The sequence below is a fragment of the Flavobacterium aestuarii genome, assembly GCF_040049115.1.
In the GTDB taxonomy this organism is placed as follows: Bacteria; Bacteroidota; Bacteroidia; order Flavobacteriales; family Flavobacteriaceae; genus Flavobacterium; species Flavobacterium aestuarii.
The window spans coordinates 1-17213 of record NZ_JBDLZZ010000006.1; the positions used below are offsets into that span (position 1 = coordinate 1).

General features: G+C 36.3%; 15 protein-coding genes. 5 read left to right on the top strand and 10 right to left on the bottom strand.

What is annotated here, in order from left to right; genetic code table 11:
* Positions 1–607: 607 nt before the first annotated feature.
* The 8 genes from xerA to serS form a co-directional block, all read right to left on the bottom strand.
* The gene (xerA, locus tag ABEG11_RS07925; RefSeq protein ID WP_348823631.1) at positions 608–1645 is read right to left on the bottom strand and encodes a site-specific tyrosine recombinase/integron integrase; all 1038 of its coding nucleotides are present in this window, start codon (positions 1643–1645) and stop codon (positions 608–610) included.
* 125 nt (positions 1646–1770) lie between these two features.
* Positions 1771–2913 carry an SGBP N-terminal domain-containing protein gene (locus ABEG11_RS07930; protein WP_348823632.1) on the bottom strand — a complete coding sequence of 381 codons (1143 nt, stop codon included), beginning with the start codon at positions 2911–2913 and terminating at the stop codon, positions 1771–1773.
* A gap of 462 nt (positions 2914–3375) precedes the next feature.
* Positions 3376–4152: a pyrroline-5-carboxylate reductase gene (gene proC / locus ABEG11_RS07935; RefSeq protein WP_348823633.1), complete on the bottom strand. Its 777-nt coding sequence runs from the start codon at positions 4150–4152 to the stop codon at positions 3376–3378.
* Positions 4153–4300: 148 nt separating this feature from the next.
* Positions 4301–5653: a magnesium transporter gene (gene mgtE, locus ABEG11_RS07940; RefSeq protein WP_348823634.1), complete on the bottom strand. Its 1353-nt coding sequence runs from the start codon at positions 5651–5653 to the stop codon at positions 4301–4303.
* Positions 5640–6422, bottom strand: a complete 783-nt coding sequence (gene rsmA / locus ABEG11_RS07945) for a 16S rRNA (adenine(1518)-N(6)/adenine(1519)-N(6))-dimethyltransferase RsmA (RefSeq protein WP_348823635.1) — start codon at positions 6420–6422, stop codon at positions 5640–5642. The genes mgtE and rsmA overlap by 14 nt, the downstream gene beginning before the upstream one ends.
* Positions 6423–6546: 124 nt before the next feature.
* Positions 6547–6858 (bottom strand): DUF4286 family protein, encoded by a 312-nt coding sequence (locus ABEG11_RS07950; RefSeq protein ID WP_348823636.1) that lies wholly within the window; start codon positions 6856–6858, stop codon positions 6547–6549.
* Positions 6859–6949: 91 nt separating this feature from the next.
* Positions 6950–8728 carry a tetratricopeptide repeat protein gene (locus tag ABEG11_RS07955; RefSeq protein WP_348823637.1) on the bottom strand — a complete coding sequence of 593 codons (1779 nt, stop codon included), beginning with the start codon at positions 8726–8728 and terminating at the stop codon, positions 6950–6952.
* Positions 8729–8975: 247 nt separating this feature from the next.
* The gene (gene serS, locus ABEG11_RS07960; RefSeq protein WP_348823638.1) at positions 8976–10247 is read right to left on the bottom strand and encodes a serine--tRNA ligase; all 1272 of its coding nucleotides are present in this window, start codon (positions 10245–10247) and stop codon (positions 8976–8978) included.
* A 439-nt stretch (positions 10248–10686) separates the two neighbouring features.
* On the opposite strand from serS, the gene ABEG11_RS07965 reads away from it, so the two are divergent.
* From ABEG11_RS07965 to ABEG11_RS07975, 3 genes are all read left to right on the top strand, one after another.
* Positions 10687–11214, top strand: a complete 528-nt coding sequence (locus tag ABEG11_RS07965; protein WP_348823639.1) for a ferritin — start codon at positions 10687–10689, stop codon at positions 11212–11214.
* A 671-nt stretch (positions 11215–11885) separates the two neighbouring features.
* A complete protein-coding gene (locus tag ABEG11_RS07970) occupies positions 11886–13418 on the top strand; it encodes a GNAT family N-acetyltransferase (RefSeq protein WP_348823640.1) in 1533 nt (510 codons plus the stop codon).
* Positions 13418–13966, top strand: a complete 549-nt coding sequence (locus tag ABEG11_RS07975; RefSeq protein ID WP_348823641.1) for a YfiT family bacillithiol transferase — start codon at positions 13418–13420, stop codon at positions 13964–13966. Before ABEG11_RS07970 ends, ABEG11_RS07975 begins: the two co-directional genes overlap by 1 nt.
* A 122-nt stretch (positions 13967–14088) precedes the next feature.
* Here the strand turns inward: ABEG11_RS07975 and ABEG11_RS07980 are convergent, their stop codons facing one another.
* Together ABEG11_RS07980 and ABEG11_RS07985 are read right to left on the bottom strand one after the other, a co-directional pair.
* On the bottom strand, positions 14089–14388 hold the full coding sequence (locus tag ABEG11_RS07980) for a GIY-YIG nuclease family protein (RefSeq protein WP_435302836.1): 300 nt from the start codon (positions 14386–14388) through the stop codon (positions 14089–14091).
* Between the two features lie 198 nt (positions 14389–14586).
* A complete protein-coding gene (locus ABEG11_RS07985; RefSeq protein WP_348823642.1) occupies positions 14587–14907 on the bottom strand; it encodes a single-stranded DNA-binding protein in 321 nt (106 codons plus the stop codon).
* A gap of 166 nt (positions 14908–15073) precedes the next feature.
* Here ABEG11_RS07985 and ABEG11_RS07990 point away from each other — a divergent pair, with 166 nt between their 5' ends.
* Positions 15074–15721: a hypothetical protein gene (locus tag ABEG11_RS07990; protein ID WP_348823643.1), complete on the top strand. Its 648-nt coding sequence runs from the start codon at positions 15074–15076 to the stop codon at positions 15719–15721.
* A 188-nt stretch (positions 15722–15909) separates the two neighbouring features.
* Positions 15910–16944, top strand: a complete 1035-nt coding sequence (locus ABEG11_RS07995) for a serine hydrolase domain-containing protein (protein WP_348823644.1) — start codon at positions 15910–15912, stop codon at positions 16942–16944.
* Positions 16945–17213 lie beyond the last annotated feature (269 nt).

Sequence of the window (17213 nt, forward strand, 5' to 3'; positions counted from 1 at the left end):
AGGGTTGTATTGCGGTTTGAGGACAGGTTTTTTGCCTTGCAACTATCGAAAAAAGAGGTTTTTTCACAGCCTGACGTTCTCGCGCTACAAGCGGTTTGGGACTAAAGTAGCTTTATTTTTCGGATTCACCAAATTCTCACAAATACAAGATCATTTTTAAATTAAGCCAAATGCCCAAATCGCTTGTAGCGTGTGTTAGGAGAGGTTGCGACACGGACGAAAAGCACGAACGATTAGCCGTTCCGATTTTCGATTCCAATTTCGGCAAGTTTTTCCGCCTTCCAATTTTCCGTTCCAATTAGTTTCAGCAGTTGAATTTTTAACTTCAGTTAAGCACAAAAAAATCCGCTTTCGTTTGTCCGAAAAGCGGTTCACGTTTTGCTTGTCCGCAATATTTTCCACGTCCAATTTTCGTCAGCTAGCTTTAGACGTTTTTTTTGTCTTTTCCGCTTTCAAAAACCTTATTAAATTCATCTGTTGTTCGTCCACGGAGCAATCTCTCCTAACTTGTATATACTCGCTGCTTCATAGCGAGTATATATCCCATTTTGGGTGTATATGCGCTGCTGAGTAGCGTGTTGTTACAAATATAGAGATAATATTTTTATTACAAATCATCAAATGGGCTTTTTATCTGCTGTAAGCTTTTGGTACTCACATGGGTGTAAATTTCGGTGGTTTTGCTGCTGTTGTGTCCTAGTAATTCTTGTATGTAGCGCAGATCGGTGCCGTTTTCTAATAAATGTGTGGCGTAGCTGTGCCGTAACCAGTGTAAAGTAGCTCTTTTGGCAATTCCTGATTTTTTCAGGGCATGTTTCAAAACCTGCTGCAGGCTGCGGTTATCATAAGGCTCTCCTTTGGTTTGCCCTTCAAACAGATAAGCTGCGGGTTTAAATAAAAGATAATATTCCCGAAGCATTTCCAGTATCTTTGGACTCAAAGGGACAATCCTGTCTTTTCTGCCTTTGCTTTGGCGTATAATCACAATATTTCTTTTAGAATCAATATTTGAGGGGCGCAGCGCCAATAATTCGCCACAGCGCAGGCCACAGCTGTATAGCAGCGACAGCATCGTTTTGTGCTTAATATTCGAATGGGCATTCAAAATCAATTTTACTTCCTCCTTGCTCAAAACGTTTGGCAAAACCTTGGCACGTTTTGGCCGGTGAATTTTATCTATTTCGATCTTTGTTTCCTTAATGGTGGCAAAGTACAGTTTGATTGCATTGACAATCTGGTTCTGATACGAATCCGAAAGGTTATTTTTCAGAATATGCTTGTTGTTGTACACAATAACATCCTCGTTAGTAATTTCGGCAATGGGTTTTTCCTTATAAAAAATCAAAAAGGATTTCAAAGCCTCACTATAAGCAGTAACTGTATTCTCGCTGTATCGCCTGGAGTGCAGGTATTGTTTAAATTGGTCAATATTTTCGATTCCTTCCCGCGATGGCTGTGGAGCAGGGGTTATCTTGAACCGCATCCGGTTTTCGTCGGTATCAGGAATGTGCCAGGCCTGAAGTGTCTGGCTCCATCTGGCGTCCTCCAGCTGCCTGATGCGTGCTATTAAGTCAATATTATTTTCAAAATATACAGCTATCCGCTGCTGTTCCCGATGCTGTACTACTTTTGCAGACCAATTCATTTGTATTGATTTAAAAACCAAGTGAATATATGAATTTTATGCATGTATTAAAATGCTTTTAGCAAAAAACATAAGGATTTTACGTCACTTTTTTCGGTTTTAAACTTTCAACTTTCAACAGTGCCTTACTCAATCAGATTTACTTGCACGGCAAGCTCAGATGGTTGAAGTAATTGTGCTGCATCTGGCGGCCAGTTAAGAATTTCAAAAAATCCTGGTGGTACTACTGCTGTAAATTGATAAGTTCCTGCTGGAACTGCTTTGGCCAGTGTCTTGTTCAATGAAAATTTTACATCGCTGCTTTCCCCCGGCAGGAGTCCGCCACCTGGTATCGTGAGGCTTATCAGCCCAATGTTGCTGGTGTCAAGATCAGGAATTTTGTTTTTGTAGGTATTGGCAAATGCCGTAATAGGGTGATTGCCCTGATTGGTAAAGGTGCCTATTTTTTCGAAAAAGTCTTCATTCTTTTTTACATTCGGGACCTCAACGGTTGCCACTTCAAATTTGATTGGATTCTTCACATCAACAATTACCGAATAAAACTGGCTTTTGGCACCAGCATCACTCTCTATCTGGATGCTGAAAGTCTTAGGGTATTTAAAATCGGTTTTCTTTCCAGCGGCAGGATATTCCTCTTTGGCGTTACCGTTTAGGATATAAAGCTTTTCCCCTTTGAAGGTGATTGTCGGGGTAAGGCTGCTAAAGTCGGTTCCGACAGGCACAAAGATAAACAGCTGCTTTTTTTCATTATCAATTTTTGCAGCAGCAATGTCCTGAGCCAGTGCATTGTTTTTGCTTTTTTCAAATTTAAATGCTGTTATTTCTGGTGTTTCTGATGTATGGGGGACTTCCAGTTCTATCAATACTTTGTAGTGAATAACCTGTTTAGGGTTTTTAAGCGATACAATGGTATACACTACAGGTTCTGTTGTCGAAAAAGTTTTTTTTGTGCCTGCTGCTGGCGTAATGCTGAAAGCGGCAGGATCAAGATTGGTTTTTTTCAGACTCAGTTCTAATGCTGATCCGTTAGGGACTTTTATTTTTATTTCGCCAGGTTTGGTTTCTAGATTATCCTTGATTTCGGGCTGGGTAATATCAATAGAAATATATGCAGCTTCCGAAAAAGAAAAGTCGTCCAATAAAGCTTCTTTCAAATCAACAGTTTTATCTGCCGCTGGTTCAGGATCCGAACTTTCGCTGCTGCAGCTGGTCAATAAGCTGCCAAATACTATCATAATCAAGCTGATTGGTTTAATAGAAAAATTCATAACGGTTTTTTTAAATTAATAAATTTCGTTTACAATTTTTCAAAAATAAGAAAAATAGTATCTATAACGCAACTATTTTTCTTATGATTTATTTATTATTTTTTTGTATAGAATTGATTAATAAATCGTTATCATCCTGAACTAGATTAATAATATATTTCGCTCCTATGGAGCTTAGATATCACAACAATTTGTTTTCTATAAATATTATGTTCTTACGGAGCTTTAATATTGTTAAAAAAAACTGAGGTGAACCACAAGGAGTACAATATTTATAGGAGCGAAATATTTTAATGATAATAATAATCGAGTTCAGATTATCAGTAAATACAGTTAATGGATTGTAATTTTTTGATTGAAAAAAGGGCAGGAGCAGCCCACAAAAAAAGAGGCTTACTGGCATAAAACCAGAAAACCTCTTATTTATTGCATGCGATGCAGATTTTAAGGGGCATATAATTTTTAACCCTTAATCTGTTTTAGAGAAGTCTTGATGCCTTTGATCAAAGAAGAACTGAAACCATGAAGTTCCATCTCGTTCAATCCTGCAATGGTACAGCCCTGCGGTGTAGTAACGCGGTCGATCAATTGTTCCGGATGTCCTTTTTCCTCAAGAAGCATTTCGGCTGCACCTTTAACAGTCTGTGCCGATATCTCCAAGGCAGTCTTCCAGTCAAAACCAATTTCGATTCCCGCCTGCATAGAAGCACGAATGTATCTCAAGGCAAATGCAGTACCACTTGCAGCAAGAACGGTTGCTGCATCCATCAGTTTTTCGTCAATGATAGGCGCTGTCCCTAATCCCTGAAAAAGAGTTACTGTTGGCTGCGCTTTTTCTTTGTTTTTTTCATGAAAAGCAATACAGGTAGCTGATGCACCAAATTGTGCAGCAATATTGGGCATAATACGTACCGCGCTGTGATTGTCGCCTATTTTGTTCTGTAAATTCTCAATAGAAAGCCCACTCACTGCCGAAGCGATTACTTTGTTGGAAATCACAGGCAGAATCTCAGCCAGAACTGTATCTACCTGATAAGGTTTTATCGTCAGGATAATAACATCTGCTTCCTGAATATTGCTGGTATTATCTGTAGTGACAGTAATTCCTAATTCTTTTAAATGCGAAATAGGAGCCAAGTTGCGTCTCGTTACTGTTACCTGGTTATCTTTAGTGAATTTTGCTATTCCGATTGCGACAGAAGCCCCAAGGTTTCCTCCGCCTATGATATGTACTTTCATTCTTGTATCTTTTTATTCTTTGATTGATTAATAGTATTTTCGGATGCCGAAAAAAAGGAATTACAAAGAACACAAATTATCCCGAATCTATTATTTTTAAATTTAAATAAATTCGGGATAATTGTTATATTCTAAAAGTTGCCGATGTTTAATATCCTAATATCAGTCTGGCTATCCCAAAATAAATCATGATGCCAAAAACATCATTTGTTGTAGTAATAAAAGGTCCTGTCGCTATAGCAGGATCAATTTTTCTTCTATATAAAAACAATGGCACCAATACCCCTAACGAAGCCGCAAATACGATAACCACAAGCATGGAAATAGAAATGGCAAATCCAACTAAATACTGCTGATACATTAGCGAATGGTACAAAAACAAAAACAATGATATTATCGTTCCCGAAATCATAGCAACCGAAAGTTCCTTAGAAAGGTACTGTCTGCTGTATTGTTTTAAAGTTCCGTTTGCCAGACCCTGCACCACAATTGCCGATGCCTGTACACCAATGTTTCCGGCTGTAGCCGAAAGCAAGGGAACAAAAATCATTAAAGTAAAATACTGCTGTCCCGTAGTCTGATTGCCTTCCAGAACCTTTGAAGCAATAATTTCAATCACCATTCCTATCAAAAGCCAAGGCAGTCTTGCTTTCATCAGTTCCAGAACAGTATCGCTGGATTCTACGTCATTGGTAATACCCGCTGCCAATTGATAATCTTTTTCGGCCTCATCTTTAATAACGTCCACGATATCGTCAATAGTAATTCTGCCTACTAAACGTCCCAATTCGTCTACCACGGGAATCGCTTCCAAATCGTATTTCTGCATGATTCTGGCCACCTCAACATCTTCGGTATCTACATTCACCGAATTCAGTTTTCGGATATACACATCGCTGATATTTGTCCGCGTAGAAGTCGTCAGCAGATCTTTGAGCGACAATCGCCCTTTTAATCGGTCTTCGTCATCGACTACATAAATAGAATGGACTCTGGAGATATTTTCGGCCTGAATACGCATTTCCTTTACACAGGTAAGCACATTCCAGTTTTCATTCACTTTTACAAGCTCCTTGTGCATGATTCCGCCCGCAGTATCTTCCTTATAGCGCAAAAGTTCTACAATGTCCTTAGCATGCTCAACGTCCTGCAGTTCTGATATTACTTCGGCTTTTTTTTCTTTCGAAAGTTCCCCGATAATATCCGCTGCATCATTGGTTTCTAATTCGTCAAGCTCTTCGGCAATTTCTTTTGGCGAAAGCCTGTTTAATATATTCTCCCGTAAATCATCTTCTAACTCTAAAAGTATTTCGGCGGTTTTTTCACTGTCCAGAACTTTAAAGATGTATGTCGCCTGATCGAAGTCCAGTTCATCAAGAACTTCGGCAATATCAGCATGGTGCATGTCGTTGAGTAAAACTTCCAGCTGCTGGTCATTTTTACTTTGAATGAATTCCTCCAGCTGTGCTATTAATTCCTTGCTGATTTTAAACTCCTCCATCGGCTTCAATTTTTTGGGTCAATGCTATAAATTCTTTGTAATCCAGTTGTTCGGGACGAAGATTGAAAACTTCGTCTTCTCTCAATTTATCCGACAAATTTAAGGTTTTTAAACTGTTCCGCAAGGTCTTTCTGCGCTGTTGAAAAGCAGTTTTTACAACATTGAAAAACAATTTCTCTCCGCATGGTAGACTAAAATCTTCTTTCCTGCGCATGCGCATCACACCCGATTTTACTTTGGGAGGTGGATTGAATACATTTTCATCTACAGTAAACAGATACTCAGTATCATAAAACGCCTGTGCCAGAACAGACAGGATTCCATAAGCTTTGGTTCCCTTCTTTTCACAGATGCGTTCTGCCACTTCTTTTTGAAACATTCCTGCAAATTCAGGAATCTGGCTGCGGTATTCCAATGCTTTGAAAACAATCTGTGTCGAAATATTATACGGAAAATTACCGATTATTGCGAATTGCTTCCCTCCGAAAACTTCATTGATATCATATTTCAGGAAATCTTTTGAGATGATTCTGTCCTTCAGTTTATCATAATGAACACCCAGATATTCAACCGATTCGGTATCAATTTCGATAACGTAAGTATTGATTGGTTTTTCCAATAAATACTTGGTCAGCACTCCCATTCCGGGGCCTATTTCCAGTACATCTTCATATCCCTCTAAATTCAAGGTGTCGGCGATGTCTTTCGCTACGCTTTCGTCTTTTAAGAAATGCTGTCCGAGATGTTTTTTGGCTGTTACTTTTTCCATATTATTTTTTTGAATTTTCAACGGATTAAAATCCGTTGCTACAACATGATTCGTTCCAACGGAACTTCTACATATCGTAAGAATCATAGGCTCAATTATTTTATAAAGCTGGACCTTAGACCAGTTAGTGCTCACTTATCACTTCCAACTCAGTTCTAAATGTCAGCATTTTATCGCCAAACAATTTCACCCCTTCTTCTCTTAATTTTGGTGCATCTTCCTGATAGTATTTTGCTAATGTCTCCTTACTGTCCGTTTCATACTGAACCGAATAAGTAACTCCTCCCATTTCTTCTTCTACCAAAACACGAACCAAACGAGCCGAAATAAATTTTCCGCAAGCCAGCATTTCCGGAATGTGTTTGTGCTGCATCCAGATCATCCATTTGTCGTGAACGCTTTCATGTATGTTTGTGGTAACGTTGTATATTATCATTATTTAGATTATTAGACTATTAGATTGTTAGACTAAATTAGATAGTTCGAAAAATCTAACAATCTAAAATTCTAGCAATCTAATAATCAATTTATAAATTCGTATCTCCTCTCAATTCCCTGAATTTCCTTCTGGCATCGACAAAATATATACTGTCCTGATGCGCAAAAATTATTTTCTCGTATAAAGCTTTTGCCTTATCAGGCTGCTGTAATTGTTTATTATAAATCTCTGCCGAGAAATACAAAGCTTCGTCAATATAAATTCCGTCGTTGTGATGATCAATAATATCTTGATATTGTGCCAAAGCCAGCGTATTATCACCCAGTTTTTCATACAATCTGCCCAATCGCAATAAAGTAACAGACTCTATTTCCTGTCCTTTGAAACTTTTCAAAATCTGCTGAAACTGAGCTATCGCTTCCTGATTTCTGTTTTGGTACAAAAGATAATCTCCTTTGGCAAACTGTTTCAGCGCCGTCTGAGACGAATCGGCAACGGTATTATCATTAATTAAAAGAAAATATTCCAGAGCATCATTCGCAATCAGCTGGGTAGTTGCTGATTTCAGTTCTTTGAACTGTTTCAAAGCCCATTCAAAATCGGTTTTAAAATAACTTGTTTTAGCCGATTTCAAACTTGCTTCATGCGAAAGCACATTGTTTTGCAGGTTTTCCTGAATCTGGGAATAATAGAGTAACGCCTGATTGAATTTTTCTTCAGAAAGCAGAATATCTGCCAATTCCATTTTACACTGCGCCTGATCAAATTGATTCAGCTGCATTTCCATTGCCCGTTTTACAATGGTTTTCCCCAAAGCGGGATTTTTCATTATGAAACTTACAAAATATGCTTGTTTTAACTGCAAAGATAAAGTAACTGGCGTTATACCGTATTGTTTTAACAGTGCATCAAACTGAGAACTGATGGCAGCAAAATCTTTTTCCTGCGCTTTTTCCATTTTCATCTGCAGTAAATAACTATGAGCCCTGACAATCAAATCTACATCAGTGGTGTTTTCTAAGACATAATTCATTACCTCGGTGGCTGTTTCCTGATTACCTTCTTCTATGGCCATTTGTCCCAGACTGATGATGTTGGATAATGATTCCGGATTTCGTTTATAAATCGCTTTTTCCTGAATAAAAGCTTTTCCAAATTCCTTCTGCTGCATATAAAACCAGCTCAAAAACTGATTCCAAAAAATATCCTGATTTTTTTGAACCCGGACAATCAAGTTTTTTCGAAGGCTTTCATTGAATTTAGAATCTTCGTCTTTCGACATATAACGTGTCAATTGATTTTGAATCATCAAAGCAGCCTGCTGATTTTCGAAAGCTTCCTCCAGAAAATTGGCAATCATCTGATCTGTATTTCCTAATTGCCCGTACAGCAGCGCAGTTTGGTATTTAAAATCAAGAGTTGGTACCATTTCGGCAGCTGTTACATACGATTTTAAAGCGTATTCGAGCAGTACTTTCTTTTCAAAATTATTGGCAATTCCATAGACTTCATTTGGATTTTTTCGGATCCGGTCTATGGCCTCGTCATAATATTTTTTGGCTTTGGCTTCATTTTTCTGCAATTGGAAATTATAGCCTAATTCGACCAGAAGTGTAGATTGTTTTGACCTAGCCAATCGTTCCTGAATTTCCTTTTCGGCCGGATCAAACTGAAGCAGCTGTTGCATACAGTCAATTTTTCGCTGAAAATAAAACGGATTGGATGGCAGGCTATTCGACAATTCCTGATAGCTGACCAGTGCTTTCTCAAAATCTCCTCTGTCATAATAATACTGCGCTAATTGTTCATTTTGGGCAAACCCAATTAATGAAAAAAACAGTGCGATATGTAGGAGGAGTTTTTTCATTTTTAATGCAATTTTTATAAAACATATAAGTCATATAAGTTTGCATTTGCTTTATTGTCAAGTTTTTTGCAATATCTTATATGACTTATTAAGGTGCTTTTTTAACCGCAAATTACACAAATTTTCACAAATTAAATTTAGTATAATTTGTTGTATATTATTTTATTTCATAAATCTTACATGCTCTTATATAGCCTTAAATAGTAAATCTTTTCAGCTGCAAACTTATATGACTTATATGTTAAAATTAATCTATAATATCAAACCCGCAGTATGGACGCAAAACCTCTGGGATTACGATTCCTTCCGGAGTCTGGTAATTTTCTAAAATTCCGGCCAAAACCCTTGGCAGAGCCAATGAACTTCCGTTAAGGGTGTGAGCTAATTGGTTTTTCCCGTCTTTGTCTTTGAAACGCAGTTTCAAGCGGTTCGCCTGAAAAGTTTCAAAATTAGATACTGATGAAATTTCTAACCAGCGTTCCTGTGCTGTAGAATACACTTCAAAATCATAAGTCAAAGCCGATGTGAAACCCATATCGCCTCCACAAAGACGTAAAATTCGGAAAGGCAGTTTCAATTCCTGAAGAATATTTTTTACATGTTCTACCATTCCGTCAAGAGCTTGGTAGGAGTTATCCGGATGTTCGATACGAACAATTTCTACTTTGTCAAATTGATGCAGACGGTTCAATCCTCTCACATGCGCCCCGTAAGAACCCGCTTCACGACGGAAACAAGGCGTATAAGCAGTTCGCAAAATAGGAAACTCATTTTCATTCACGATTACATCTCTGAAAATGTTAGTTACCGGAACCTCAGCCGTTGGAATCAGATATAAATTATCTGTTGCGTCATGATACATCTGCCCTTCTTTGTCCGGCAATTGTCCTGTTCCATAAGCCGAAGCTTCATTTACAAAATGCGGCACCTGTACTTCCTGATATCCGGCTGCTGTATTTTTGTCAAGGAAATAATTGATTAAAGCACGCTGCAGACGGGCTCCTTTTCCTTTATAAACAGGGAATCCTGCACCTGTAATTTTATTTCCAAGTTCAAAATCAATGATATCATATTGTTTTACCAATTCCCAGTGTGGCTGTGCTCCTTCGTGCAAAACCGGAATATCACCTTCCTGATAAACATTTAAGTTATCATCTGCCGATTTTCCAGCAGGAACAATAGCCGCAGGAAGATTAGGCAGTGTGTATAATTTCTCTGTTAATTCATTGGCTAAAACATCTGCGCTTTCAGCCAATGCTTTACTTTTTTCTTTCAGCAGAACTGTTTTTTCTTTAAGAATAGCAGCCTTGGATTTCTCGCCGGCTTTCATCAGTTCGCCTATATCTTTGGACAATTTATTAGATTCGGATAAAGTATTGTCCAGCTCCACCTGTGCTGCACGGCGTTTTTCATCCAGTTGGACCACTTCTTCAACAGTTTCTCTGGCATCCATATTTCTTTTGGCCAAAGCGCTGATTACTTTCTCTTGATTCTCTCTAATAAATGCAATTTGTAACATAGTTTGATTTTTATAACTCAATAATGGAAGCAAATTTAAGGAAATGTTTGCTAACAACGAGACAAAGTTTGTGCTGTGGGTTTATTTTAATTTTTGATACTGCATTTTAAAATAAACCCCATTTTTGATGTCCAAGATATAATTCTCGCAAAGGCGCTAAGACGCCAAGAAATCCGATCTTAACTTTGCGCCTCAGCGTCTTTGCGAGAGCGAAATACAACTTAACTTAATGACTTGTACGCGCAATTTGTGGCAGTTTCTTTTTAAAACTAAAAAGTAGACACACTGAAAGCACATAAGTTTTAGACAAAATTTGAAACCCATAAAAGACCATTTTATCAATAGAATGATACTAAATTGAAGCCTTCTGCTGGAATTTTAATATAAAAAAAAGACCGTTAAAATATTTTTTTTCTAATTTTACTAAAAACTAGAAATCATGTTATTAGAAAATATCGAAACCGCATTAAATAAACAAATCCGTATAGAGGCCGAATCTTCTCAGATTTATTTATCAATGGCCTGCTGGGCCGAAGTGAATGGACTGGAAGGAATCGCCCAGTTTATGTATGCCCAGTCAGATGAGGAGCGTCTGCACATGCTGAAATTAATCAAGTATGTAAACGAACGTGGCGGTCACGCACAAGTTACCGATTTGAAAGCACCAAAAACTACCTACGAAACTTTCAAAGGAATGTTTGAAGAATTATACAAGCACGAAATTTTTGTATCCAACTCAATTAATGAGTTGGTTCATATAACTTTTCAAGAGAAAGATTATGCCACTCATAACTTCCTGCAATGGTATGTAGCCGAGCAGATTGAAGAAGAAGCAACTGCCAAATCAATTTTGGACAAAATCAACCTTATCGGTGACGACAAAGGCGGATTATACCTTTTTGACCGTGACATCCAGCAGGTAGCTGCTGCTAGTGCTGCCGCAAATGGAGGCGCTGCTGCCAAATAGTTAAGATACCTCTTAATAAATACTATCCCCAAAATGCAAGAACAGCAATTTGGGGATTTTTTTGCTCTAAAAGTGTTAAATTTTATTTAGAATAGATAAAAACAACATACCTTTGCATTGGTTTTAAATTCTTTATACCACGATTCCGAACAGATTCATAACTATAATCCGCAGTTACCTTGAGCAAGAAAGAAAAAGAAAAGGAGAAAAAGGACAAGAAGAAGAAAAAGGATAAAAAAGAAATCCTCAAAAAACTGAAAGCTCTCGAAGGCTGTAAGTCGACTTGTATGTCAAGCTGTAAAGTGCCGTCAAACTGCAAATCCAGCTGTTGTGAAAAATACAAAAAGAGCGAAAAGAAACGCTGTAGCCGCTGTCCAATGTTTGATTTATTAAAAAAATCAGCGTAGTTTTTAAGTCAGCAGTTTATATAAACCTAAAAGTTTACTATTAGCATTTTCAAAACATCTTTTTCAAAGAACCGTCGTAATAGTTAATTTATAAATAATGCAAAAGAGTTTCGAAGCTTCGGAACTCTTTTTTTATGGGTAAAATTCAAACAACTTACTGAACTCTGCTAATCTGGCAATATAGCCCCGCATGCAATTACTTCTATAATATACCGTTTGTAAACCGAAACATATTTCGCTATATTTGAGATAAATCAGAATGTTATGCAGACCAAAATCAAAAAAGTAGAATTAAGAAATCTTAAGATTGAGGATTACAAAGAATTGAAAAAGTCAATGATTCAGGCGTATCCTGAAATGGAAAATCCATACTGGAAACAGCCCGATATCGAAAATTTACTTCAATTATTTTCTGAAGGACAAATAGTGATTCTGGCGGACGGAAAAGTCGTGGGCGCCGCTTTATCATTGATTGTCGATGAAATTCTGGTAGATAAAAATCCTAATTATGCCAAAATAACTGGAAATTATACATTTTCTACCCACAATCCTGAAGGAGAAATATTGTATGGAATTGATGTGTTTATTCATCCAGAGTATAGAGGCCTGCGATTGGGTAGGCGATTGTATGATGCCAGAAAGGAATTGTGCGAAAAACTGAACTTAAAAGCAATTGTTTTTGCTGGAAGAATTCCAAATTATAAAAAACATGCTGACAAATTATCTCCAAAAAAATACATAGAGAAAGTCAGAAAAAAAGAATTGCACGATCCCGTGCTGAATTTTCAGCTGAGTAATGATTTTCACGTAATGCGTATTATGAAAAATTATCTCGAAGGCGATGCTGATTCCAGAGAATTTGCGGTATTACTGGAATGGAATAATGTGTATTATGACGAAAGCCCTCAATTAATAAATACTGCAAAAAGCGTCATCAGGCTGGGATTGATTCAGTGGCAGATGCGTCCATTGGGAAATCTGGATGCTTTATTCGAGCAGGCCGAATTTTTTATAGATGCAGTTTCTGGTTATAAAAGTGATTTTGCACTGTTCCCCGAATTGTTTATAGCACCGCTTATGGCCGATTACAATCATCTGTCTGAACCGGAAGCCATTCGAGAACTTGCGAAATACGCAGATCCAATCCGCAAAAAGTTTCAGGAATTTGCTATTTCGTATAATATCAATATCATTTCGGGTAGCATGCCGTATATTGAAAACGGCAATTTATACAACGTTGGTTTTCTCTGCAAAAGAGATGGAACTTCGGAGATGTACTATAAAATTCACATCACGCCAAACGAAGTACTGCATTGGGGAATGAAAGGTGGTTCGCAGTTTAAAACCTTTGATACCGATTGTGGCAAAATCGGAATCATGATTTGTTATGATGTGGAATTCCCGGAACTTTCGAGGCTTTTGGCCAATGAAGATATGAAGATTCTGTTTGTGCCTTTTTTAACCGATACCCAAAGCGGTTACACTAGAGTTAAACATTGTTCACAAGCGCGAGCCATCGAAAATGAATGTTATGTTGCAATTGCTGGCTGTGTTGGGAATCTGCCAAAAGTAAATAATATGGATATTCAATATGCGCAAACCGCTGTATTTACGCCTTCGGATTTTGCTTTTCCAAGTACTGGAATAAAAGCCGAAGCAACACCGAATACCGAAATGATCCTTATTGTAGATGTAGATCTGGATTTGCTGAAAGAACTGCACGAACACGGAAGCGCCCGAATTCTGAAAGACCGGAGAACTGATTTATACGAAATTACAAGAATAACTAAAATATAATGGAAAACACTTTTAACCTAGAAAAACTAAGATTCCCGATTGGAGAATTTCAAAAACCTGATACTATATCACAAAATGATTTAGAAACCTGGATAACAGCTATTGAAAATTTCCCTCGAAAAATAAAGCTACTAACCGAGAATCTTTCTATAGAGCAATTGAATTGGATTTACCGACCAAATGGATGGTGTATAAAACAAGTCGTTCATCACTGTGCCGACAGTCACATGAATAGTTTTATACGATTTAAACTGGCTTTAACCGAAGATGTACCTACTATTAAACCGTATGAAGAAGACAGATGGGCAGAACTTGCCGATGGTAATTCAGATATCATTTTTCCATCTATTCAAATTATTGAAGGATTACATGCTCGTTGGGTCTTGCTTTTGAAATCTTTTGGAGAAAAGGAACTAAAACGCCAATTTACACATCCCGCAAATAACAAGACCTCTTGCTTAGATGAAATAATTGGTGTTTATGCCTGGCATTGCAATCATCATTTGGCACATATAGAACAAGCGATATTGTATAAAGGGCAGTTTTAAGTATGTCATTGGAACGAAGTCATCACGCTGCGTTGCTCCCGTTGTGTTCTTGTTAGTGTGATGGCTTCGTTCCTCAATGACTTTGATTGGGTTGTAAGGAGAATAGAAAAATTACCACTCAATCATAATTTTTGAATATCATCAAATAAATCTTTCCATGTAGGGTTTAAAGAACGAATCAGTTCATTTTTTGTTTCTCTTGAACCTGCTTTTATTTGTTTTTCTCTCGCTATTGCATCACCAATCCATTGAAATTGCTCGTAATAAACTAATATATTCACATTATAACGAGCAGAAAATGAATTTAGATATTTTTTTTCCTTGTGTTCTAAAATCCTTTGCGGAAGATTTGAAGTGACGCCAGTATAAACTACTGTTTGATATTTATTAGTTATGATATAAATAAAACCGGGTTTCATCATTTCTGTAATTTTTTAGTTATGTTATTGCGAGGAACGAAGCAATTACATTTAGCATATCATCTTGTTAGTGAGTTTGCTTTGCTTCGTTCCTCGCAACTCCTCGCAATGACTTTGATTGGGTAGTAAAAAAAGTACCCGCATTGCGGACACTTTTTTTGAGTAAATCCATTCGTAATTTGAAATTCATAATTCAAATTACTATTTCAGCAGCATAATTTCGTTTACGACAACCTCAGTTATATAGCGTTTCTCACCGTTTTTGTCTTCGTAGCTTCGGTGGGTAAGTTTGCCGTCAATAGCGATCTGTTTGCCTTTGGTTACGAATTTCTCGATAATCTCGGCGGTTTTTCCCCAAGCGACTACGGTATGCCACTCGGTTTGTTCTACTCGTTCGCCTTTGTCGTTTTTGTAAAATTCGTTAGTAGCGATGGTCAAATTGGCTAATTTTTTTCCTCCCTCAAAAGATTTGATTACTGGATCATTTCCTGCATTTCCGATTAATTGAACTTTGTTTTTCATGGCGTGTAAAATTTAAATGTTAGGCTTATATTTTTTTATTGAAATTGAAATTTGACATTGTTATTGTCTTTGTTCATTTCGACAGGGCAAAGATGCGACAGTCTCCAAAAAATATTCGGTTGCTAACTGTTTACTTTCGGTTGTAACTATTTGTAACCGTTTGTAAATGGAAATTTTTGTTTATATTTGGGAGTTATGCCTCAGTTTAGCGAACGAAAACCAAAACTTAAAATTGAAAGAAAAAAATCAGACTAAAAGAATAATTCAACTCATAATTGTTGGCGGTTTATTTATGTTTATTCTTTACAAATCATATCAAGTAGATAATATTTTCGCTGTCTTTTTCTATATCATTTTGGGGATTTTAGAAATAATTTTAGTATCTAAAGTAATATCTGAAAATTTGTTAGAATTCAACAATAACAAAAAAACAAAAAGTTTAATTCCGACTTTAATCGCTGTATTTACTATTTTTTCGACATTAGGTTTATACATTTATTATGAAAACCTGGAGAAATCTAAAACATATATCCACGCAGTTGGAAATGGGCTAATCATTGACTTAAAAGAAAATGGAAATTACATAATTAGAAGCGGAAGTTGGGGCGGAAGAATTCATCATTATGGAAGTTATATAAAAAAAGACGGTATAATAAAGCTCGATAAAAACAAGTTTGCCGATATTGAAATCAGTGGAGAATTTAAGGTCGGTAAGATTTACATCGACAAAGAAAATAAAAGTGAAAATGTACTTTTTCAAACTAATAAAAATGAAATAATAGAGAATGCTGAATTATTCTATATAGACAAATAAACTGAAGAAAAAACCGAAGGCATAACACTTGCTACAATAGATTTGGGCATTTGGCTTAATTTAAAAATGGTCTTGTATTTGGGAAGTTTAGGCAAATCCGAAAATAAGGCTTAATTTAACCCCAAACCTCTTGTAGCAAGGGAACGTTGTATGCTTTTTGAATGACAGAAGGCAAAAAATAAATTGAAATGAAGACAATATTTAGAATTACTTACTTAGCATCTTTTTTGATTTTGCTTACAAATTGTAATTTGTTTGCACAAAAAACCAATGAAAATTTTATAAAAATTGACAGCTTAATCAAAACAACTAATATTCGACAATTTAATGGAGTAATTTTAATCGGCCAAAATGGTAAAACTATATATTCCAAAGCATACGGTTTTGCAAATTTTGAAAAGAAAACATTATTGAATATTGATGACCAATTTGAAATAATGTCAAACAGCAAACAAATAACTGCCGTTTTAATTTTGAAAGAAGCAGAAAAAGGAAAGATTGATTTACAATCGTCAATTAGGAGATATTTACCAGATTTAACACAAACTTGGACTGATTCTGTAACGGTACATCAATTATTAAATCATACTCACGGAATTTCAGATATAGAAAAGCCTTTGTTATTTAAGCCAGGAACAGATTTTAAGTATGGGAACTTATCAAATATCCTGTTGGGAAAAATAATAGAGTTTTCATCAAAAAGAACTTATGCAGAAATGGCTAACGAATTGTTTAAAAAATTGAAAATGAAAAACACTTGGGCATATTCAAAAGAAAAAACACAAAAAGTTGTATTTGGACACATAAACAAAGAAAATTCATTTGAAGTTGTTAATTCAACACAAATAAAAGATGAAAGCATTCCAGCTGACGGAATAATTACAACAGCAAAAGATTTATTAATATGGAATGATAATCTTCATCAAGGCAAAATATTAAAACCTGAAACCTATAAATTAATGACTACTTCAACTGTATTTGCCCAACACGATGTTTTTGGGAAAGAGAAAGCTGGCTATGGATACGGAATAAGAATTTGCGAAAATGACAAAACAAAGTATATTGGACATACGGGTTTAGGCGACGGGTTTGCTTCAATGAACTTATATTTTCCAAAAAACAATTTAAGTTTAATCGTATTGGAAAACCAAATGAATGAAAAAATAGAATTAAGTTATTATTTTGGAACTGAAATAAAAAAAATAATTTTAAAATCGGAATAAATAAAAAAAACAGCTCCCAACAGTTAAGACGAATTTAGGCAAAAGGTTTAATCGAAAATTGGTTTTGTATATGGGGATTTAATAAATCTGATATTGTAGAACGTTAAGTGAAAAAAGTTTATTTAAATAAGATTGCCTAACCACTTGATGAGATTGCTCCGCCAGTTCGCTTTCGCTCGTGTCCTCCTCCGTTGGAATGACAATATTGTGGAAAGATCAACTAAAAGACTAATGCTGGGCACCAAAATGAACGAATGTTGAATGTAAAA